Genomic DNA, 21,310 nt, shown 5'->3' with positions numbered 1-21,310 from the left:
AAATAGGACCCTCTGGTCCTATTTTTTTGTCTGTTGTTTTTGCTCTTGCAGTTCATCTTCGATGGACTGCAGTCGATTTAAGATCTGCTCCTGCCTTTCTAATACTTGCTCCAAGAGCTTCTCTTTATTCTTAGAACGATTGTCCTGTTGTCTGGTCGGTGCGGTTAGGATCGACGTGATCAAACCTGAAATCATACCGAAGATGCCGACACCACAAATGATGATCAGTACGGCAAGCAGCTTGCCTCCTGTCGTGACTGGATAGTGGTCGCCGTAGCCAACGGTCGAAATAGTGACAAATGCCCACCACAAAGCGTCTGTTCCTGTTTGAATATTGGCTTCAGGGTTTTGCCCTTCAATAAACAACATGGCGCTAGAACCAAGAGTGATGAGAACCACCATTAACAGCAGAATAGACGCTAATGTAGTTTCACGGCGGTTTTGCTTGAGCTGGAAAAGAATGAACTTTGAAGAGCGTAAGACCAGAATGACACGCAGGATGTGAAATAAGCGAGCGAAGCGTAAAGGCTCAATCATTGGGATGCTCGCCACAAAATCAATCCAGTGATGCTTGAGAAATGACCAACGATCTGTGGCTCGGATCAAATCTACGATGAGCTGCAGTAGAAAAATACTACAGATTATAAAATCCAGACCGATAAGAACTTGACGGGTTTCGTGATCAAGTGGGAAAAACAACAGGCCTGAGATCACAAATAGCGCCATAAAGGACAATATTAGTGATAGCAACCCCATCGGTTTGGTGCTGTCTTTGATATCATAGTTTTTCATACGAAGCTCGAAATAAATCGCGCAACCAGAGCCAATCGCGCGCATAACTATAAGTAATACAAAGACTATATAAGACTCGGTGGAGAACTGACAATGGAAAAGCTGGCATTTAAGCCGTGGGAAAGGGTGATATCCGACATCAAGCTCGTTCCGAAAATGGTCATGTTGATGGTATTCAGCACCATCTTGATTGTGGCAAAGCAATTGTGGGACGCAAGTACCTTCTACAACTCATTACTTGCAGCAACGCAAAATGAACAAGTTGCCCAACAGCACTATGAAGCCTACTTAACACAAGTGGCTTGGCAAACTGCATTGTTGATTGTGGTGTTTGTGGTGTTACTGCTTGCAGCAGCTCGTGTCATGCTACGACAAACACAATACTTGAACGATGCAATCAAGTTAATGGCAAGCAAAAATCTTTCTGTGCCATTTGGTATGGATTGTAAAGACGAATACGGTGACGTAGCACGTGAGCTAGAGAAAACCCGTCGTCAGTTGCATGATGTCATCCAAATGCAGATCAACGCATCTGATGAGCTTGCAACGTTGACCGAAGTGATGACATTGAGTATGTCGGAAACGAAAGAGTCGGCACAAGAAGAGTTCAACGAGATCGATCAACTTGCTACCGCAATGAGTGAGATGTCATCGACAGTTCAAACGGTTGCGGATCATGCGCAGACGGCATCTTCATTGACCGAGCAGGCATCAACGCAAGCCGTGACTGGTCAGCAGTTCTTGCAGAAAACGGTCTCTAAGATGAGTGAACTGTCTTCCGATATCGCGTCTTCGGCAAGTGCTGTTAACCAAGTAGAAGAGCGTGTTGACGCAATTGGCAGTGTCGTTGGCACCATTCAAGGTATTTCTGAGCAAACTAACTTGCTTGCACTGAATGCGGCAATTGAAGCGGCGCGAGCTGGTGAAGCTGGTCGCGGCTTTGCTGTCGTTGCAGATGAAGTTCGTAACCTTGCACAACGCACTCAGCAAGCAACTGTTGAAATCCAAGAGATGATTACTCAGCTTCAATCAAGTGCCACCTCAGCAGTGGAATTGATGGAGAAAAGTGTTGTTGAAGCAGCAGAAGGGGTAGAGCTGGTATCAAATGCTGGTAGCGAGTTGGACGGCATTGTTGGGCAGGTGACGCAGATTAACGACATGAACTTCCAAATCGCAACGGCGTCAGGCCAACAAAGCAGCGTTGCAGAGGAAATGAGTCAAAACTTAACCAACGTTCGTGAGCTTGTTGAAGCTTCAGTTGTGGTCGTGACTGAGCTATTGGAAACCTCTGAGATGATGCAAAGCAACGCCGAAGAGCTAGATAAGAAGATTAAATCTTTCGAAGTCTAGTTTCTGTAAGCTTTGATAAAACGCCCACAAACCTTTTGTGGGCGTTTTTATTTATGTCAACTCTGGTATAAAAGAGTGTATACCTCTCAAACCACAGTGCTTTTCAAACAAGGAAGAAAAATGCAGCTGCCTTCGTCACTGATTTCTGTCGCGGATTCCGCGGTTCAAAATGCTGATCAAGCGGGATACTTTCAACAATGGCCTACCGAGATTGCCGAACAGTTTCGTTTTGTGTCTGGTCTAAGTAAGTTCATTACCGAAGCGATTCACCGTGATGAGAAACTCGCGCAAGACTTGCCAAACATGCTGGCAGAAAGCAGTCGACAACAAGCGTATCGTGCTCGTCTAGCAGAGCTATTGGCTGGATGCCAAGATGAGATGGCTGGGCATCGTGTGCTGCGTCAGTTCCGTAACCGCGAAATGGTTTACATTGCGTGGAAAGACTTCACCCATACTTGGACGTTAGAAGAATCGCTTTGTCATTTGTCTCAACTGGCTGAAGCGATGATCTTCGAAACTTATCAATGGCAATACAAGATTTGCTGTAATGAGTGGGGCACGCCAACCAATGCCGAAGGTGAAGCGCAGCCTATGCTGATCATCGGCATGGGTAAACTTGGTGGCGGCGAGCTGAACTTCTCTTCTGATATCGATCTGATTTTTACTTATCCAGAAAACGGTGAGACACAAGGCGCGCGCCGCAGCATTGCTAATGCGCAATTCTTTACCCGTTTAGGGCAGCGCATCATTAAAGCGCTCGACCAACAAACCTTTGACGGCTTCTGTTACCGTGTAGATATGCGTTTGCGTCCGTTTGGTGAGAGTGGTCCGTTGGTAATGAGCTATGCGGCACTAGAGGATTACTACCAAGAACAAGGAAGAGATTGGGAGCGTTACGCGATGATCAAAGCGCGTGTGATGGGCAGTGAAATGTATCCGCAATATCAAGAGTTGCGTCAGATGCTGCGTCCGTTTGTTTTCCGCCGTTATATCGACTTCAGTGCGATTCAATCCCTGCGCCGCATGAAATCAATGATCAGCAGTGAAGTGCGCCGTCGCGGTTTGAGTAACAACATTAAACTGGGTGCTGGCGGCATTCGCGAGATTGAGTTTATCGCTCAAGTGTTCCAGTTAATTCGTGGTGGTCGTGAACCTTCTTTACGTGGTCGTGGTTTACTAGAAACTTTGAATGCCATTGGTGAGCTAGGTCAGCTGACTCAATCAGAGGTTGATAATCTTGAAGCTGCCTATAAATATCTGCGCCAGCTAGAAAACCTGTTGCAAGCCATGGCAGACAAGCAAACGCAAACCTTGCCGGATTGTGAAGATGAGCAATTGAAACTTGCTACGGCGATGCGTTTTGAATCTTGGGATACGCTCATTGCTCAAACCCAACAACACATGGCAAATGTCCACAAGGTGTTTGAAAGCTTAATCGGTGATGACGAAGAAGATGAAACAGAAGCGGTGGCTCGTCATTTCCACGAATTGTGGGACATGGCGACCAAACAAGATGTGCTTGAACACGTTCTACAAGAGGACATTAAAGCTGAAAACTCACAAGAGTTAGCAAAAACCATCATGCAGTTCAAAGCGGACTTGGCAAAGAAAACACTTGGACCGCGTGGTCGTGAAGTGCTGACTAAGTTGATGCCTAAAGTCTTTGATGCGGTATTTGCCCACCCAGATGCGCAATTCGGTTTGCCACGTGTTTTGCACTTGCTGCACAACATCTGCACTCGTACAACGTATCTTGAATTGTTGGATGAACATCCGGCAGCCTTGGTACAACTGGTTCGTTTATGTACCGCCAGTCCTATGATTTCAGAGCAGCTATCGCGTTATCCGATTCTGCTTGATGAGTTGATCGACCCTCAGCATCTGTATAACCCAATTCCACTTGATAGCTACCGAACAGAGCTACGTGATTTCCTTGCCCGCATCCCAGAGGATGATATGGAGCAGCAGATGGAAGCGCTGCGCCAGTTTAAGCAAATCTGTATCTTACGTATTGCAGCGGCAGACATTGCTGGTGTATTGCCCGTCATGAAAGTGAGTGACCACTTAACGTATTTAGCGGAAGCGATCGTTGAAGCGGTAGTGAACCAAGCGTGGCTGCAAGTGTCGGAAAAGTATGGCGAGCCAACGCATGTGAAAGATCGTGAAGGCAAAGGCTTCGCCGTGATTGGTTACGGGAAAGTCGGCGGTTGGGAACTAGGTTATAACTCAGACCTTGATATTGTGTTCATGCACGATTGCCCAGTTAACGTTTATACCGATGGTAAAAAAGAAATTGATGGTCGCCAGTTCTATCTTCGTTTAGCGCAGCGCATCATCCATATTTTCTCAACTCGTACAGCATCAGGCATTCTTTATGAAGTGGATACTCGCTTACGCCCATCTGGCGCTTCAGGCTTATTAGTCAGCCCAACAGATGCATTTGATGATTATCAACATAAAGATGCCTGGACGTGGGAGCATCAAGCTCTTGTGCGTGCTCGTATGATTTATGGTGATGAGCCTTTGGCGATCGCCTTCCATAACACTCGCCATGATGTGTTGTGTAAACCGCGTGACCAAGACTCGTTAAAGAAAGAAGTGGTCGATATGCGTGAGAAAATGCGTGACCATCTTGGCGGGAAAAAGTCAGGTCGTTTTATGCTTAAGCAAGATAACGGCGGCATTACCGATATTGAATTTCTCGCTCAATACCTTGTGCTCAACTACAGTCACAGTAAGCCTAAGCTCATTCGCTGGTGCGATAATGTACGTATTTTTGAAACTCTAATCGCACAAGGTGTCATGGAAGAAGATCAAGCGATGCAACTGACACGCGCATACACATCAATGCGCGATGAAATTCATCGTCGAAACTTGCTTAACTTAGATGCCGATGTGGCAGAAGAGAAATTTATTGCGGAGCGAGAGTGGGTGAAGCAAGCATGGAATCAATGGTTTGCCTAAGCAGAAGTAGTGCACAAGGTTCAGCCTAGAAAAAGGCTGTGTTAAACTCACCACGATTTAATTTTTGGAGACCAATAATGAAACCAATTCTACCTGATTACAACAGCGCTGGTGTGCTTATCATCGGCGATGTCATGCTAGATCGTTACTGGTATGGCCCGACTGGACGTATCTCTCCTGAAGCGCCAGTACCTGTTGTGAAAGTAGAAAATAATGAAGAGCGTCCGGGTGGTGCTGCGAACGTGGCAATGAATATTGCTTCACTTGGCGGTCACGCTCACATTGTTGGTCTAACGGGGATGGATGAGCCAGCGAAAGTTCTGACTGAAACGCTGAACTCGCTAAAAGTAAAATGCGATTTCGTCGCGCTGCCTGATTACCCAACCATCACTAAGCTACGTGTGATGAGCCGTGGTCAGCAATTGATTCGTCTGGATTTTGAAGACAAGTTCGAAAACACCGATGCTGAACCTGTGTTATCTCGTATGGAAACTGCTTTGCCAAGCGTGAAAGCTGTGATCATGTCTGATTACGCGAAAGGCTCGTTAGAGCATGTACAGGCTTACATCCAGAAAGCACGAGCTGCGAATATCCCAGTCTTCATCGATCCGAAAGGCGCAGACTTCGAACGCTACCGTGGTGCAACGCTACTGACACCAAACATGAAAGAGTTTGAAGATGTTGTTGGTAAGGTGAAGTCAGAGCAAGAGCTGGTAGAAAAAGCGCTAGCACTAGTAGAAGAGTTCGAGTTTGAAGCTCTATTGGTAACGCGCAGTGAAAATGGTATGACGCTGATCCGCCGTGGTCAGGAACCATTCCATCTACCGACTCAAGCAAAAGAAGTCTATGACGTAACTGGTGCGGGCGATACGGTGATCTCTGTATTGGCGGCTTCTGTTGCCGCAGGCAAATCATTTGAAGAAGCTTGTGCTCTAGCCAATGCAGCGGCAGGTGTTGTGGTTGGTAAATTGGGTACCTCAACGCTTTCTGAAATTGAGCTGGCAGAAGCCATTCACGGTAGCCAAGATACAGATTACGGTGTGATTTCAGAGCAAGCTCTGATTGAAGCCGTGAAGAAAGCACGAGCGAAAGGTGAGAAGGTTGTGATGACCAATGGTTGTTTCGATATCTTACACGCTGGTCACGTGTCTTACTTAAACCACGCCGCAGAACTCGGTGATCGCTTGATTGTTGCGGTAAACACGGATGATTCGGTAAAACGTCTAAAAGGTCCTGGTCGTCCAGTAAACCCAACCGATCGTCGTATGGCTGTGTTAGCTGGTTTAGGTGCTGTCGATTGGGTTGTGCCTTTCAGCGAAGACACGCCTCAACGCCTTATTTCGGAAGTACTACCAAGCTTGTTAGTGAAAGGTGGTGATTACAAGCCTGAAGAGATCGCTGGTGGTAAAGAAGTGATTGCCGCAGGCGGTGAGGTCCGCGTGTTGAACTTTGAAGATGGTTGCTCAACTAGCGAAATCATCAATGCCATCAAAGGCGGTAAAGGCTAAGCCTTCCTTGCTTTCGATTCTTAAAGAAAAGGTCGCTCTATGGGCGACCTTTTTTGATCGTAATTGTTTTTTGGAACGCAATGCTTAGCAAAATAGCTCGCAATAAAAAACGCCAGTTGAAAGCTCAACTGGCGTTTTATGAATTATACCCAAGTCATTCTCGCTGAACTAAGCGTCTAGAGGTTACTTGGGTATACATGAGACATTTATTTTGCTGGCTTAAGGCCTGCATCAACATCTAGGATATCTTGCTCGCTCAGTGTACCTACCGCTTGGCGTAGCTGAAGACCAGCAAGAATGTAGTTGTAACGTGCGTCTGACAAGTTCTTGTTTGCATCGTATAGACGGCGAGTTGCGTCTAATACGTCAACGATAGTACGAGTACCTACATCGAAACCGGCTTCTGTCGCTTCTAGTGCAGATTGCGCTGACACTACAGACTGTTCGTACGCTTTTAGTGCGCCGATAGAAGCGTTGATGTTGTTGTTTTGCGCGCGCACTTCTTTCACAACACTACGGTATTCTTTTTCCAGCTCTTCGCTTGCTGATACATAGCCGTATTCTGCTTGTTTCACTTCAGACGTTGTACGACCACCAGTGTATAGAGGAACTGCTAAGTTAACACCGACTTTGAAACCGTCAGTCGTGTTATCTGTAACACTTTCAGATGTATCTGCGTAGTTGTAGCCACCGTCTAGCGAAAGCGTTGGCAGGTGACCGGAGCTTGCTAGTGAGATGTTATCGCGCGCGATGTCTTGTCCGATACGTGCAGATAATAGACTTAGGTTGGTTGTCTTCGCTTCTTCAATCAATGTTTCAGCAGCTTCAGAAGAGCGGCTTGCAGAGAAGCGAGCAGTATCTAGAACGTTTAGGTTCTTGTGCTCTTGACCTGTAATCTCACGTAGCGATTCGTAGCTGTTGATTAGCGAGTTTTCCGCCAATACTTCGTCTGCAAGTACAGCATCGTATTGTGCTTGCGCATCGTGTACGTCAGTGATTGCTGACAAACCAACTTCAAAACGTTGTTTAGTTTGCTCTAGTTGGCGACCAACCGCTGCTTTTTCTGCACGAACGAACACTAGGTTGTCTTGTGCGCGTAGCACTTCGAAGTACGCTTGAGAAACTCGAAGGATCAAACCTTGTTGTGTTGCGGCATAGTTTGCGTCGGCACGACGAGCTGTTTTCTCTGCGGTATCAAGCGTGATCCAAGATGCACGGTTGTATAGCTCTTGTGTAAAACCAACACCTGCTGACAGTACATTTTCGTCAGTAGACGTTTTTCCGCCTGCATCTAGATCTCTGTCGCCACGAGTGATGTCGTAGCCTGCTGTCAAGTTGATCTGTGGTAGTAGGGCACTGCGGCTAGAGTTGATTGCTTCAAAAGCTTGATCACGCTGCGCTGCTACACTGAGCAATTGAGGATCATTTTGTTTTGCTAAGTCATAGATTTCAGCAAGAGAGTCTGCCCATGCAGATGTACTCATACTGCCTAGCGCTGCACTGATAAATAGTGGAAGCAGTTTTTTCATTTTCTATTCCCGCGGTCTATAGATTGGTTAATTCTCAGTAGTTTAACTCAATTTGGACGATATTTACTCGAAACTTTGCACTTTTTTACACGTAATTATCCAGTTGTGCAATAAATAAATGAGAATTGCTTAAAATAATTTATAACTATTGTACAAAAAGTTGAGCCAAGTCCTTTGAGCAAGCGAATAACAATGAGTAAACTACAAGATTCACTCAGAGAGGTGTTGAATGCAACAGTGTGACAAGCAACAGAATGATTTTACTCCCCAAGATGTGGAAATAATCTCAAAAGAAACCGTATTTAAAGGCTTCTTTAAAATGGTGAAATACCGTTTTAAGCATAGATTATTCGCCGGTGGCTGGAGTGGGATTGTCGAACGAGAAATGTTCGAACGTGGTCATGCTGCAGCCATGCTCCCGTATGACCCCGTGACTGACCAAGTCGTGATCATCGAACAGATCCGCGTTGGAGCATTAGAGCATTCGCACCCATGGCAGTTCGAAATTGTTGCTGGCATGATTGATCGAGATGAATCAGCAGAAGCTGTGATTCGTCGAGAAGCAGAAGAGGAAGCGGGCATTCAAGTAGGACGTGTTGCTTCGGTTACCTCTTATTATCCCTCTTCGGGCGGCTGCTCAGAGAAGCTTGATGTGTTCATTGGTGAAGTCGATGCATCTAAAGCGCATGGCATTCATGGTTTAGACTATGAGAATGAAGATATTCGAGTCCATGTAATGAGCCGTGAAACTGCGTATCAGTGGGTGAAAGATGGCAAATTTGAAAATGGTGCTTCAATCATTGCGCTTCAATGGTTGCAGTTAAATCATCAAGAATTGACATCACAATGGGGTAAATCCCCTATGGTGGAGAGTAAGTAATGGCGCAAGTAGCTGAAAAGCAAAGATACCATGTCGACTTAGCAGGTCTTATGAGAACTTATGAGACCAACTATGCGAAGTTGAACGCTTTGCTGCCTGCCTCTGCCGAAGTTGGTGACGTACGCTGTTATCAGGCGGCGAATATGGTTTATCAACTGACCGTGAATGAAATCACAAAATACACCACAGTTGTTGAGATATGTCAGAGTGATGAAACACCAGTGTTTCCTTTACCGACGATGTCTGTCAGGCTTTATCACGATGCGAGAGTAGCTGAAGTATGCTCAAGCGGAGAGTTTTCTCGCATTAAAGCTAAATATGATTATCCCAACGACCAGTTGATGCAGAAAGATGAAAAGCATCAACTTAATACGTTTCTTGGTGAATGGCTGACATTCTGTTTACGAAGTGGCATTAGTAGAACGCCGCTTGCCTTCAATTGATTGTCACGTCACTAAGGAAAAATAACAAAAAACTATATAGTGGACGAATCAGGTTTTCATTTTGCAACCATCTAGTGACAGCATAAAGCTATTACAAATCACGGATACTCATCTGTTTGAGGCAGATGAGGGCAGTTTGCTGAGCGTAAGAACCGCCGACAGCTTTGCAGCCGTGGTAAAAGAGATTCTTCATCGTCAAGTGCCATTTGAATACATCTTGGCTACAGGCGACATTTCACAAGATCATAGTGCAGAGTCATATCAGCGTTTTGCTGAGGGTATCTCGCCGCTGAAAAAAGATTGTTTTTGGCTTCCGGGCAACCACGACTACAAGCCAAACATGGGTAGTGTGCTACCATCCCCTCAAATTCAAGCTGTTGAACACCTAAAGCTGGGTGACCATTGGCAGGTAATTCTGCTGGATTCACAAGTGGTTGGCGTTCCTCATGGGCGATTAAGCGATCAACAACTGACTTTGCTTGAAGAAAAGCTCGCAGAAAATCCGCAGCGACATACGTTGGTGCTTTTGCATCATCATCCACTTTTAGTGGGCAGTGCTTGGCTAGATCAACACACGCTGAAAGACGCAGAGGCGTTTTGGCAGGTCGTAGACCGATTTGACAATGTGAAGGGTATTCTCTGTGGTCATGTTCATCAGGATATGAACATTATTCACAAAGGTATTCGTGTGATGGCAACGCCTTCAACGTGTGTACAATTCAAGCCGAACTCTGATGACTTTGCATTAGATACACAGTCTCCAGGCTGGCGGGAATTAGAACTACATAGTAACGGTGACATCTCGACACAGGTTAACCGTTTACCAGATGGTCAATTCCAGCCAGATTTTACCTCAAGCGGTTACTAATCATTACCATGCCCGAACTTTATGTTCGGGCTTACTTTTTTACATGAGGCAACCATGAGCCAATCTTCTTTGCTGCTTTATATTCACGGTTTTAACAGCTCACCGCTTTCGATGAAAGCGAACTTGATGAAAGAGTATTGTGAGCAGCAGCGTCCAGATATAAAAGTCATCGTGCCTCAGTTACCATGCTTCCCTCAACTTGCTGCACAATGCTTGCTCGATATCATTGAGCAATACAAAGATGACTACAACATCGGCTTGGTGGGTAGCTCATTGGGTGGATACATGTCTACTTGGCTCAACGATAAGTTTGGTTTTAGAGCAGTGGTTGTTAACCCCGCGGTAAAGCCGTATGAGTTGCTGGTGGACTATTTAGGGGAGCAAACTAACCCCTACACGCATGAAACCTATACACTTGAAGCTTGTCATATTGACGAGCTAAAAGCTCTTGATGTACAAAGCATCGCGTCGCCTCAATCCTTTTGGCTTTTACAACAAACCGAAGATGAGGTTTTAGACTATCGCCAAGCCGTAGAAAAGTTCGCACACGCGACGCAAACGGTAGAAGAGGGCGGTGATCACAGTTTTGTAGGCTTTGAGCGTTATCCTGCTCAAATCATTGAATTCTTAAAACTGTAATACTAAAGAGACGGATTGGAATAGGCTCATAGTTTTTATTGATATATCCAACTGTTTCTTGACATAGTCGATATGCTTTCCGACTATGTTTTGCCAAAAAGATCTTAAGGGTATTTAAGCCCTGACTACTTTGTTATGCATCTTCTTTATCTTTAGATAAATGTGCAGACGGGGTAGCTTTTTCGTTTCTCGAGTACAGCTCGCGTGAATGCGAGGCTCGGGTTACAAGTAAACTTTGAGAACAATTCCGTATTATGACTGAACAATATAATGCTGGTGCCATTGAAGTACTGAATGGCTTAGAGCCAGTACGTCGCCGACCAGGGATGTATACGGATACAGCGCGCCCAAACCACTTGGGCCAAGAAGTTATCGATAACAGTGTCGATGAAGCGCTTGCCGGACATGCCTCAAAAGTACAAGTCATCCTACATGCTGACCAATCACTAGAAGTGATCGATGATGGTCGAGGCATGCCTGTTGATATACACCCAGAAGAAAAGGTATCAGGCGTTGAGCTGATCCTATGTAAGCTTCATGCGGGTGGTAAATTCTCCAACAAGAACTATCAATTCTCTGGTGGTTTGCATGGTGTAGGTATCTCTGTAGTAAACGCGCTATCAAAGCGTGTTGAAGTGACGGTTCGTCGTGACGGTCAAATTTATGAGATTGCTTTCGAGCATGGTGACAAGGTTTCTGACCTCACTGTCACAGGTACATGCGGTCGTCGTAACCGTGGTACCAGCGTGCATTTCTGGCCAGATGCAAAGTACTTTGATTCCGCAAACTTCTCTGTTACGCGTCTGGTGAACAACCTACGTGCGAAAGCAGTACTTTGCCCGGGTCTAGAGATTACGTTTACCGATAAAGTAAACAACAAAGACTACAAATGGCACTACGAAGATGGTCTTAAAGACTATCTAGCGGAAGGTGTGAAAGGTTATCCAGTTCTACCTGAAGAACCATTTACTGGTGAGTTCTCAGCAGAAACTGAAGCGGCAAACTGGGCGGTAATCTGGCAGCCGGAAGGCGGCGAGATGATCACGGAAAGTTACGTGAACCTTATCCCTACCGCTCAAGGTGGTACACACGTTAACGGTCTACGCCAAGGTTTGCTTGATGCGATGCGTGAGTTCTGTGAATTCCGCAACTTGTTACCTCGTGGTGTGAAGCTAACTGGTGATGACGTTTTCGACCGCTGTTCTTACGTCCTATCAGTTAAGATCCAAGACCCGCAATTTGCCGGTCAAACCAAAGAGCGTTTGTCTTCTCGTCAAACGGCTGCCTTTGTCTCTGGTGTAGTAAAAGATGCATTCAGCCTATGGTTGAACGAAAAGCCACAACTGGCTGAGCAGTTAGCGGAAGTGTGTATAGCGAATGCCCACCGCCGTATGCGTGCTAGTAAAAAGGTTGTGCGTAAGAAGGTTGCATCAGGTCCTGCTCTACCAGGCAAACTGACAGACTGTTCTGTGCAAGATCTCAACCGCACCGAAATCTTCTTCGTGGAGGGTGACTCGGCGGGCGGTTCTGCTAAACAAGCACGTGATCGTGAGTTCCAAGCGGTAATGCCATTGCGCGGTAAGATCCTAAACACGTGGGAAGTCTCTGCAGACCAAGTGCTTGCATCTCAAGAAGTGCATGATATCTCAGTTGCTCTGGGCATTGACCCAGACAGCGACAACCTAGACAGCCTTCGTTACGGTAAAATCTGTATCCTTGCCGATGCGGACTCGGACGGTTTGCACATCGCAACGCTGTTATGTGCGCTGTTCACTCGTCACTTCCGTGCGCTGGTTGAAGCTGGTCATATCTACGTCGCGATGCCGCCTCTATACCGTATCGACTGTGGCAAAGAAGTATTCTATGCCTTAGACGATGACGAAAAAGATGGTGTATTAGAGCGCTTGTCTAAGAAGAAAGCCAAAATCAACGTGCAACGATTCAAAGGTCTGGGTGAGATGAACCCACTTCAGTTGCGCGAAACGACCATGGATCCAAACACGCGTCGCTTGGTTCAGCTAACCATCGATGACTCGGCGGCGACCATGGAAATGATGGACATGCTGCTTGGTAAGAAACGAGCAGATGATCGTCGTTCTTGGCTGCAAAACAACGGCGATATGGCAGAGGTTTAACGGATGTCTACAGAAATTACTTACGATGGCGTTGAACAGTTGCCAATGCGCAAGTTCACCGAAGACGCTTATCTGAACTACTCGATGTACGTGATCATGGACCGCGCATTGCCATACATTGGCGATGGTCTGAAACCGGTTCAACGACGCATCATTTACGCAATGTCGGAGCTTGGTCTTTCGGCATCAGCAAAATACAAAAAATCCGCACGTACCGTTGGTGACGTGTTGGGTAAATACCACCCGCACGGTGACTCTGCATGTTACGAAGCGATGGTATTGATGGCGCAGCCATTCTCTTACCGTTACCCATTGGTTGACGGTCAAGGTAACTGGGGTGCGCCAGATGACCCGAAATCATTCGCAGCAATGCGTTATACCGAAGCAAAACTGTCTAAGTTTGCCGAAGTACTGTTAGGCGAATTAGGTCAGGGCACAGTTGAATGGCAACCTAACTTTGATGGCACGATGAAAGAGCCACAAATGTTGCCAGCACGTCTGCCTCATATTCTGCTAAACGGTGTAACCGGTATCGCGGTTGGTATGGCGACGGATATTCCACCTCACAACGTTCGTGAAGTGGCGGATGCGACCATTCATTTGATCGACAACCCGAAGGCGGAACTGCCAGATGTGATGCAGTTCGTTAAAGGTCCGGATTACCCAACAGAAGCGGAAATCATCTCGCCACAAGCAGATATTGAGAAGATTTACCGCAACGGTCGTGGCAGCATCAAGATGCGCGCGGTATGGCACAAAGAAGGTTCAGATATCGTAATCACTTCTTTGCCACACCAAGTATCAGGTGCAAAATTACTTGAGCAAATTGCTAACCAAATGCGTGCTAAGAAGCTGCCAATGGTTGACGATCTTCGTGATGAATCGGATCACGAGAACCCGACGCGTATCGTTGTGGTTCCGAAGTCAAACCGCGTTGATTGCGATCTGTTGATGAACCACTTGTTCGCTTCTACGGATCTTGAGCGCAGCTACCGCGTTAACTTGAACATGATTGGTTTGGATAACCGTCCTCAAGTTAAAGGTCTGGTACAAATTCTGTCTGAGTGGATCGAGTTCCGTCGTACGACTGTACGTCGCCGTCTACAACATCGCCTAGACAAAGTAATGGCTCGTCTACACATCTTGGAAGGTTTGTTGGTTGCTTACCTAAACCTAGATGAAGTGATTGAGATCATTCGTACTGAAGACGATCCAAAAGCAGTGCTGATGGAACGCTTTGGCATTACCGATATCCAAGCGGATGCAATTCTAGATACCAAACTTCGTCATCTAGCAAAACTAGAAGAGATGAAGATCCGTGGTGAGCAAGACGAGCTAGAGAAAGAACGTGAGAAGCTAGAACAGCTACTAGGCTCTGAGCGTCGTCTGAACACTCTACTGAAGAAAGAAATCAAAGCAGATGCAGAGAAATATGGTGATGACCGCCGTTCTCCAATGGTTGAACGTGCAGAAGCAAAAGCACTGACTGAGCGTGACCTAGTACCAAGTGAGCCAATCACGGTTGTGCTTTCTGAGAAAGGTTGGATTCGTCACGCGAAAGGTCATGATGTGGATGCTGAGGGCTTGAGCTACAAGTCTGGTGACCAATACTTAGCACATGCGCGTGGTAAGAGTAACCAGCAAGCGGTGTTCTTTGGCAGTGATGGTCGAAGCTACTCACTTGAGTCGCATTCATTACCGTCTGCAAGAAGTCAAGGCGAGCCAATTACAGGTCGTTTGAATATCACCGCAGGCAGCAATATTCGCCAAGTGATCATGGGTGAAGAAGATCAGCTATGGTTGGTGGGTTCTGATGCTGGTTACGGCTTTGTATGTAAAGGCTCAGATTTGCTATCTAAGAACCGCAGCGGTAAAGCATTGGTGACTCTACCTGCAAACTCTGAGGTGATGACACCAAAGACGATTGCAGACTTGGATTCAGATGAAATTCTAGCCATTACGAATCAAGGTCGTATGCTGTTGTTCCCAATCAAAGACCTACCGCAATTAGCGAAAGGTAAGGGTAACAAGATCATCAACATCCCAGCAGCGAAGGCGAAAGAACGTGAAGAGGTGCTTTCTCACTTGATGGCTCTGCCACAAGGTGCGTCTCTTACACTTTATGCAGGTAAGCGAAAGTTAGGTTTGAAACCTGCTGATCTTGAGAACTTCCGTGGTGAACGCGGACGTCGAGGCAGCTTGCTACCGCGAGGTTTGCAGCGCGTAACTCGAATTGAAATTGAAATGGGTGGAAGCTCAGAGGTTTCAGAAGAGCCGAGCGATAGCGAATAACGCACAAACAAAAATCCCAGCCAATGGCTGGGATTTTTTTATGCTTCTTGTTTGTCTTCGGCGATGGTTACTTTCAAATTCATTTCTTTACCCTTGCGGATAATACCAACATCAACGCTGGTGCCTGGACGCAAGTCAGTAACAATATCCATCACACTTTGACGACCTTGCACCTTGGTTCCGTTAATGCTGATAATAATGTCCTGCTTTTCAAAGCCAGCCGCACTTGCAGGTCCATTTGGATCAATGCCTAGGACGACAATACCGCCAATGTGCTGGTTACCTAGTAAGCGGGCAGTAACCGCATTGATATCCTGTCCGTCAATACCAATGTAGCCACGGATCACGCGACCATCAGCAATGATCTTTTGCATGATCTTATTCGCCAGAGGAGCCGGAATCGCAAAAGAGATACCGTAGGTCTCAAGGTCTGTCGCCTGTTGGAATGAAGCCGTATTAATGCCTACCAGTTCACCTTGAGTGTTGACCAAAGCGCCGCCAGAGTTACCTTCGTTGATTGCCGCATCGGTTTGAATGAAGGCTTGACGACCATCGCTGATCGATGAGCGTCCTGTTGCTGAGATGATGCCAAACGTCGTGGTTTGACCTAAGTTGTATGGGTTTCCGATAGCCAGTACCACGTCACCAACCTGAGGCTTGTAATCAGGATTCAGTGGGATGACAGGTAAATTAGAGCCTTCAACGCGTAAAATCGCGATATCTGTACGCTTATCCGTACCGACCAACTGAGCTGCAGCAACACGACCATCTTGCAGTGCGACTACTATTTGGTCTGCTTGAGCGACGACATGGTAGTTAGTAATGATGTAGCCTTTCTCGCTAACAATCACACCAGATCCCAAGCCCTGAGTTGAAAGCTTGCTTCGGTCGTTTTCAACATACTTGCGACTATAGATATTCACAACCGCAGGCGCTGCCTTTCTTACCGCTTGGTTAAAAGAGACTTCGAGCGAGGCGATATTGCTCGGCTGCGGATCGCTGAGTGCTGTAGGAATAACATTGCTGCGCAAAGATGGAACGGCGAGTAATACGATGATGGCAGTTGCTAAGCCTAAAAAGACAGAACGTAACAAAAAGCTAAGCATAACCTCTCCATGATTGAGCGCCCAATTGGCATAGAAAACTGAAGGATAGCATTACATTGAAAAATAACAAAAGGGCAAGACGTAATCGTCTTACCCTTTTATAAAACCATGACATACGAGGTAAAGTGTTCGAGCGTTATCACGAATATCGATGTGGTTAACGCACGTTTACTTTAGCTTACGTGATTGCTGTTAACTCAACACGATTAGCGGATAACGAGGTAAACCGTTCGATCGCCGCGTTGAACGTTGATCGCGAGTACACCTTGATGCTTCTCTACAATCGCACGTAACTCCGCTAAGTTCTTCACGCGTTTACGGTTTACACCAATGATAATGTCGCCTTCTGCCAACTGATATTGTGCTGCTGGCGAGTTCTCAGCAACGCTCGTTACCTTCACACCTTGGATAGAATCACTTGGTGTCGTATTGCTAAGCTCAGCGCCTTTGAGCCCTTCATGTAGAGTCTCAGCCTTCGCTTTGACATTGGTTGATTCTCCCAAGGTCACATCAAAGCTCTTCTTCTTACCGTCTCGGACAACGCCAAGCGTGACTTTTTTACCAGCCCCTAAGGTTGCGACTTTCGCACGAAGCTCGGCGAACGTATCAATCGCTTTGCCATTAATCGAAACGATGACATCACCAGCTTTTAGACCAGCCTTGTCAGCGGCACTGTCCGGAACCACTTGACTAACAAAGGCACCTTTACTTGATTCATAGCCCAGAGCTTCTGCCAACTCAGAAGTGACTTCACCACCTTGAACACCAAGCATGCCGCGTTTTACTTCACCAAACTCCAAGATTTGATCAGTTAGGTTCTTCATCATGTTGGACGGAATTGCAAAGCCAATACCGACGTTGCCTCCGTTTGGACCAAGAATGGCGGTGTTGATGCCGATCAGTTCACCATTGAGATTAACCAAAGCGCCACCGGAGTTACCACTGTTAATTGCTGCATCGGTTTGAATGAAGTTTTCAAAGTTTTCGACATTTAAGCCGCTTCGACCCAGTGCAGAAACGATGCCGGATGTCACTGTCTGACCTAGACCAAACGGGTTACCAATGGCTACGGTAAAATCACCTACGCGTAGTTTGTCTGAATCCGCGACTTTAATTTGTGTCAGGTCTTTTGCTTTTTCGAGCTTAAGCAAGGCAATGTCTGACATCTCGTCTCCGCCGACGAGTTCTGCATCGTACTCTCTACCATCATATAGACGGACACGAATGTCATCAGCGCCTTTGATAACGTGATAGTTCGTTACGATTTGACCTTTCTTAGCGTCAATAATGACACCAGAACCTAAACCTCGGAACGGACGCTCACGAGTTTGTTCTGTCGGGAAATCAGGACCAAAGAAGAACTGAAACTGCTCTGGAATACGACTGGTTTGAACTTGTTTGCCTTCGACCGCAATACTCACAACCGCAGGGGTTACTTTTTCGAGCATTGGGGCAAGACTAGGTAACTGCTCCCCATCCACACTGAGTGGAAGCGCCGCTGTTGCGGTGACTGGGGTGATGATTGAACCCAAGCTTAAAGATAGAACGGTTAACGCAAGCAATGGTTTTTTCATCCAATAACTCCTCTTGAAACGGGTCTGCCAAAAAAGAAATATCCGAATGCTTTGTCTCTTATTGATAGTAATTAATATAGGGACGAATTCGGACAATCAAAACGTGGCGGCAGCACACAAGTTGTTAGAGATGAGTTGCTTAAGAAAAGTTCAACAAGGGTCAATACAAATTGATAAGAAATGTGAATGTATTGACCCAATTAGGCAGGATAAGGGGATTAAGACGCTTTCGCTGTGACTGCTTCAGGTGCGTCGATGATTTCTTTTTCCTGATCTTTTAAAAGACCAGTTGCGCCGTTGGCATAGTCTTTTGGTTGTTCATTGACGTCTGATTGATCCTCTTCGACTTTATCAGATGACATTGCAGTCTTCTTATCGAATGGATTGTCTTGCTCAGGCAAGTTTGGCAGAAGTTCAGAAGACGTCTTCGCCATGTGCTGGTATAGCTTGGTATAATCTTTACCTAAGGTGTCCAGCATTTCTGCAGTTTGTGCAAAGTGATCGACGAGCTCTTGACGTTGTTGCTCTAGTTCAAATTTAGCTGCTTCCAGCTCTTTTTGCACAGACTTTTGTTTTTTGTATTCGGGGGTGGTTAGTCTACTAATGACTACGCCTACGATTGTACCGACCAGCAAACCCACAATGGCATAAATCCAAGGCATAACTGCTCCTTATAGTTGTTTTAACAAGTCTTTTACTACTTAGTTACACGCGGTGCTTGTCCATGTTACTATGGCTTGAACAGCCGATAAAGAAAAATAGCGGTAAGTCTTCGGGGACTGATATCTACCTCTCTCTATGCTCAACGCTGACCCCGAGGTGACAATTTTTTCTGTACCTCTGATACGACTCTATACCATGACACCATTAAAACGATACCAACAAGACATAGCAGAGCATGGATTCCAGCGTGATGAAGCCCAATATAACGCTGTCGTTGCTTTAGACAATCTTTACCATGCGATTGCAGAGTTTCAGTCTGCGCCTATTCCTCAGCTTAGCACTTGGCAGAAATTACTTGGTAAAAAGCCAGAATTACCAGAACCGCCGAAAGGGCTCTACTTTTGGGGTGGTGTTGGGCGTGGTAAAACTTATCTTATGGATGCGTTTTTTGACGCGTTGCCTACAGAACGAAAGATGCGAGTGCATTTTCACCGCTTTATGTATCGAGTCCATGATGAACTCAAGCGGTTAGGGGAAGTTGAAAATCCACTGTCAAAAGTCGCTGACTTATTCAAAAAAGAAGCGGATGTGGTCTGCTTCGATGAGTTTTTTGTTTCTGACATTACCGATGCGATGATTTTAGCGACATTGCTGCAAGAGATGTTTAAACGCCAGATGATTTTGGTTGCAACATCCAACATTGAACCTGAAAACTTGTACCGTAATGGCTTACAACGGGCGCGCTTCTTACCAGCGATAGACATGATCATTCAGCGCTGTGACGTGCTTAATGTCGATAGTGGAGTGGATTACCGTCTAAGAACGCTGCAACAAGCTGAAATCTACCATTATCCGCTAGATGAACAAGCGTCCGTCAATCTCAATAAGTACTACCACCAGTTGATTGGCGAAAGAAAGGTCGCAGCGCACAGCATTGAAGTAAATCATCGTGAAGTTAAAGTAATTGAAGCAAGTGATGGCGTGCTACATGCGTCTTTTGAGCAACTTTGCCAGACACCACGCAGTCAGAATGACTATATTGAACTGTCGCGTATTTACCATACGGTATTATTGGCAGAGGTGAAGCAGATGGATCGTAAGATTGATGATGCAGCAAGACGTTTTATCGCTTTAGTCGATGAATTTTACGAACGTAACGTGAAACTGATTATTTCTGCAGAAGTCTCGATGGAGTCTCTGTATACGCAAGGGCAGTTAGAGTTCGAATTTAAACGTTGTTTGTCTCGATTGACTGAGATGCAAAGCCATGAATACCTCGCTAGAGAGCATCTGGCGTAAAAATCGACAACTCATCTTAAAAAAGTGAAGAAAAAATTCGTGATTTAACGCAAAAAAAGGTGATTTTTTCTTCGCTCTTCTCTATAATCCTGCGACCCACCGTTACTGCAGACCTGATTATCGAAGTTATTTCGACATAGAAGGTCGAGAGTACCAACGACTCGAAGGGGTGATGACTGGGCTCTTAGACAGTGTGGGAGCACTATTGGGTGTTCCTTTAAAGTTTAAATTTTAATTAACGGGTTATTATTAGCATGAAAACTTTCGTTGCTAAACCAGAAACTGTAAAACGCGACTGGTACGTTGTAGACGCAGAGGGTAAAACTCTTGGCCGTCTAGCAAGTGAAATTGCATCTCGCCTACGTGGCAAACACAAAGCTGAATACACTCCTCACGTTGACACTGGTGATTACATCATCGTTATCAACGCTGAGAAAGTTGCTGTAACTGGTAACAAAGCTAAGAACAAAGTGTACTACCGTCACTCTGAATTCCCAGGTGGTCTAAAATCTATCACTTTTGAAAAGTTGATCGATCGTAAACCTGAGATGGCTCTTGAGCTTGCAGTTAAAGGCATGCTTCCACGTGGTCCTCTAGGCCGTGCTATGTACCGTAAGCTTAAAGTTTACGCGGGCGCTGAGCACAACCATGTTGCTCAACAACCACAAGTACTAGACATCTAATTGGGGATTTCGAAAATGGCAGAGAATCAATACTACGGCACTGGCCGTCGCAAAAGCTCAGCTGCGCGTGTTTTCATCAAACCAGGCAGCGGCAACATCGTAATCAACAAGCGTAGCCTTGATGAGTACTTCGGTCGTCCAACTTCTCGCATGGTTGTTAAACAACCTCTTGAGCTAGTTGAACTAACTGAGAAGCTAGACCTATACGTTACTGTTAAAGGTGGCGGTATTTCTGGTCAAGCTGGTGCTATCCGTCACGGTATCACTCGCGCTCTTATGGAGTACGATGAGTCTCTACGTCCTACTCTACGTGCAGCTGGTTACGTTACTCGTGACGCTCGTTGCGTTGAACGTAAGAAAGTTGGTCTACGTAAAGCACGTCGTCGTCCACAGTTCTCTAAGCGTTAATTTCCTTTTATCGGAAATTATGCTGTTCCAGAGTTTCTCTGGATACTGTGTACCAAAGCTCGGCTATATGCCGAGCTTTTTGTTTTTCTAATGCGTGGAAAAGCGTTTTTTCATTTCATATCGAACTTCACATCGCCACTTAATATCCTCGCAACATTTGAATGTTTTATCTGCACT

Annotated in this window: 17 protein-coding genes; 12 read left to right on the top strand and 5 right to left on the bottom strand. The window is 45.9% G+C overall.

Features of this window, described 5'->3' with window-relative positions:
• Nucleotides 1-18: 18 nt before the first annotated feature.
• Nucleotides 19-837 carry an ion transporter gene (locus tag OH463_RS07175; protein WP_005450400.1) on the bottom strand — a complete coding sequence of 273 codons (819 nt, stop codon included), beginning with the start codon at nucleotides 835-837 and terminating at the stop codon, nucleotides 19-21.
• A gap of 48 nt (nucleotides 838-885) precedes the next feature.
• Here OH463_RS07175 and OH463_RS07170 point away from each other — a divergent pair, with 48 nt between their 5' ends.
• From OH463_RS07170 to hldE, 3 genes are all read left to right on the top strand, one after another.
• Nucleotides 886-2,142 carry a methyl-accepting chemotaxis protein gene (locus OH463_RS07170; protein WP_005450397.1) on the top strand — a complete coding sequence of 419 codons (1,257 nt, stop codon included), beginning with the start codon at nucleotides 886-888 and terminating at the stop codon, nucleotides 2,140-2,142.
• A gap of 120 nt (nucleotides 2,143-2,262) precedes the next feature.
• The gene (gene glnE, locus OH463_RS07165) at nucleotides 2,263-5,106 is read left to right on the top strand and encodes a bifunctional [glutamate--ammonia ligase]-adenylyl-L-tyrosine phosphorylase/[glutamate--ammonia-ligase] adenylyltransferase (protein WP_269990932.1); all 2,844 of its coding nucleotides are present in this window, start codon (nucleotides 2,263-2,265) and stop codon (nucleotides 5,104-5,106) included.
• Nucleotides 5,107-5,183: 77 nt separating this feature from the next.
• Nucleotides 5,184-6,614, top strand: coding sequence for a bifunctional D-glycero-beta-D-manno-heptose-7-phosphate kinase/D-glycero-beta-D-manno-heptose 1-phosphate adenylyltransferase HldE (hldE, locus tag OH463_RS07160; RefSeq protein ID WP_005450394.1), 1,431 nt, complete (start codon nucleotides 5,184-5,186; stop codon nucleotides 6,612-6,614).
• Between the two features lie 206 nt (nucleotides 6,615-6,820).
• Here hldE and tolC read toward each other — a convergent pair whose 3' ends face one another.
• Complete coding sequence (gene tolC, locus OH463_RS07155) at nucleotides 6,821-8,143, bottom strand: outer membrane channel protein TolC (RefSeq protein WP_005450392.1); 1,323 nt, start codon at nucleotides 8,141-8,143, stop codon at nucleotides 6,821-6,823.
• Between the two features lie 229 nt (nucleotides 8,144-8,372).
• Between tolC and nudF the strand changes: the two genes are divergently transcribed.
• The 6 genes from nudF (at nucleotide 8,373) to parC (ending at nucleotide 15,400) form a co-directional block, all read left to right on the top strand.
• Nucleotides 8,373-9,023, top strand: coding sequence for an ADP-ribose diphosphatase (gene nudF / locus OH463_RS07150; RefSeq protein ID WP_005450390.1), 651 nt, complete (start codon nucleotides 8,373-8,375; stop codon nucleotides 9,021-9,023).
• Nucleotides 9,023-9,466 (top strand): DUF1249 family protein, encoded by a 444-nt coding sequence (locus OH463_RS07145; RefSeq protein WP_005395930.1) that lies wholly within the window; start codon nucleotides 9,023-9,025, stop codon nucleotides 9,464-9,466. Before nudF ends, OH463_RS07145 begins: the two co-directional genes overlap by 1 nt.
• 61 nt (nucleotides 9,467-9,527) lie before the next feature.
• A complete protein-coding gene (gene cpdA / locus OH463_RS07140; protein WP_009697596.1) occupies nucleotides 9,528-10,334 on the top strand; it encodes a 3',5'-cyclic-AMP phosphodiesterase in 807 nt (268 codons plus the stop codon).
• A gap of 54 nt (nucleotides 10,335-10,388) precedes the next feature.
• Entirely contained in the window at nucleotides 10,389-10,973 is a 585-nt protein-coding gene (gene yqiA / locus OH463_RS07135) for an esterase YqiA (RefSeq protein ID WP_222325820.1), read from the top strand.
• Nucleotides 10,974-11,227: 254 nt separating this feature from the next.
• The gene (gene parE / locus OH463_RS07130; RefSeq protein ID WP_005447744.1) at nucleotides 11,228-13,108 is read left to right on the top strand and encodes a DNA topoisomerase IV subunit B; all 1,881 of its coding nucleotides are present in this window, start codon (nucleotides 11,228-11,230) and stop codon (nucleotides 13,106-13,108) included.
• 3 nt (nucleotides 13,109-13,111) lie between these two features.
• Nucleotides 13,112-15,400, top strand: coding sequence for a DNA topoisomerase IV subunit A (parC, locus tag OH463_RS07125; protein WP_005447746.1), 2,289 nt, complete (start codon nucleotides 13,112-13,114; stop codon nucleotides 15,398-15,400).
• A 38-nt stretch (nucleotides 15,401-15,438) separates the two neighbouring features.
• On the opposite strand, the gene degS is transcribed toward parC, so the two are convergent.
• From degS to zapG, 3 genes are all read right to left on the bottom strand, one after another.
• Nucleotides 15,439-16,506, bottom strand: coding sequence for an outer membrane-stress sensor serine endopeptidase DegS (gene degS / locus OH463_RS07120; RefSeq protein WP_009697598.1), 1,068 nt, complete (start codon nucleotides 16,504-16,506; stop codon nucleotides 15,439-15,441).
• 206 nt (nucleotides 16,507-16,712) lie between these two features.
• On the bottom strand, nucleotides 16,713-18,080 hold the full coding sequence (locus tag OH463_RS07115; protein WP_005447751.1) for a Do family serine endopeptidase: 1,368 nt from the start codon (nucleotides 18,078-18,080) through the stop codon (nucleotides 16,713-16,715).
• A gap of 218 nt (nucleotides 18,081-18,298) precedes the next feature.
• Nucleotides 18,299-18,742 carry a Z-ring associated protein ZapG gene (gene zapG, locus OH463_RS07110; protein ID WP_005447760.1) on the bottom strand — a complete coding sequence of 148 codons (444 nt, stop codon included), beginning with the start codon at nucleotides 18,740-18,742 and terminating at the stop codon, nucleotides 18,299-18,301.
• A gap of 196 nt (nucleotides 18,743-18,938) precedes the next feature.
• On the opposite strand from zapG, the gene zapE reads away from it, so the two are divergent.
• The 3 genes from zapE (at nucleotide 18,939) to rpsI (ending at nucleotide 21,133) form a co-directional block, all read left to right on the top strand.
• Complete coding sequence (zapE, locus tag OH463_RS07105; RefSeq protein ID WP_005447762.1) at nucleotides 18,939-20,042, top strand: cell division protein ZapE; 1,104 nt, start codon at nucleotides 18,939-18,941, stop codon at nucleotides 20,040-20,042.
• A gap of 254 nt (nucleotides 20,043-20,296) precedes the next feature.
• Entirely contained in the window at nucleotides 20,297-20,725 is a 429-nt protein-coding gene (rplM, locus tag OH463_RS07100) for a 50S ribosomal protein L13 (RefSeq protein WP_005372872.1), read from the top strand.
• Between the two features lie 15 nt (nucleotides 20,726-20,740).
• A complete protein-coding gene (gene rpsI / locus OH463_RS07095) occupies nucleotides 20,741-21,133 on the top strand; it encodes a 30S ribosomal protein S9 (RefSeq protein WP_005436094.1) in 393 nt (130 codons plus the stop codon).
• The last annotated feature ends 177 nt before the right edge of the window (nucleotides 21,134-21,310 follow it).

Origin of the sequence: Vibrio sp. NFR (assembly GCF_027587095.1) — a bacterium.
In the GTDB taxonomy this organism is placed as follows: Bacteria; Pseudomonadota; Gammaproteobacteria; order Enterobacterales; family Vibrionaceae; genus Vibrio; species Vibrio harveyi.
Note: the sequence above shows the minus strand (reverse complement) of the source record. Positions and strands in the feature narration are given on the sequence as shown.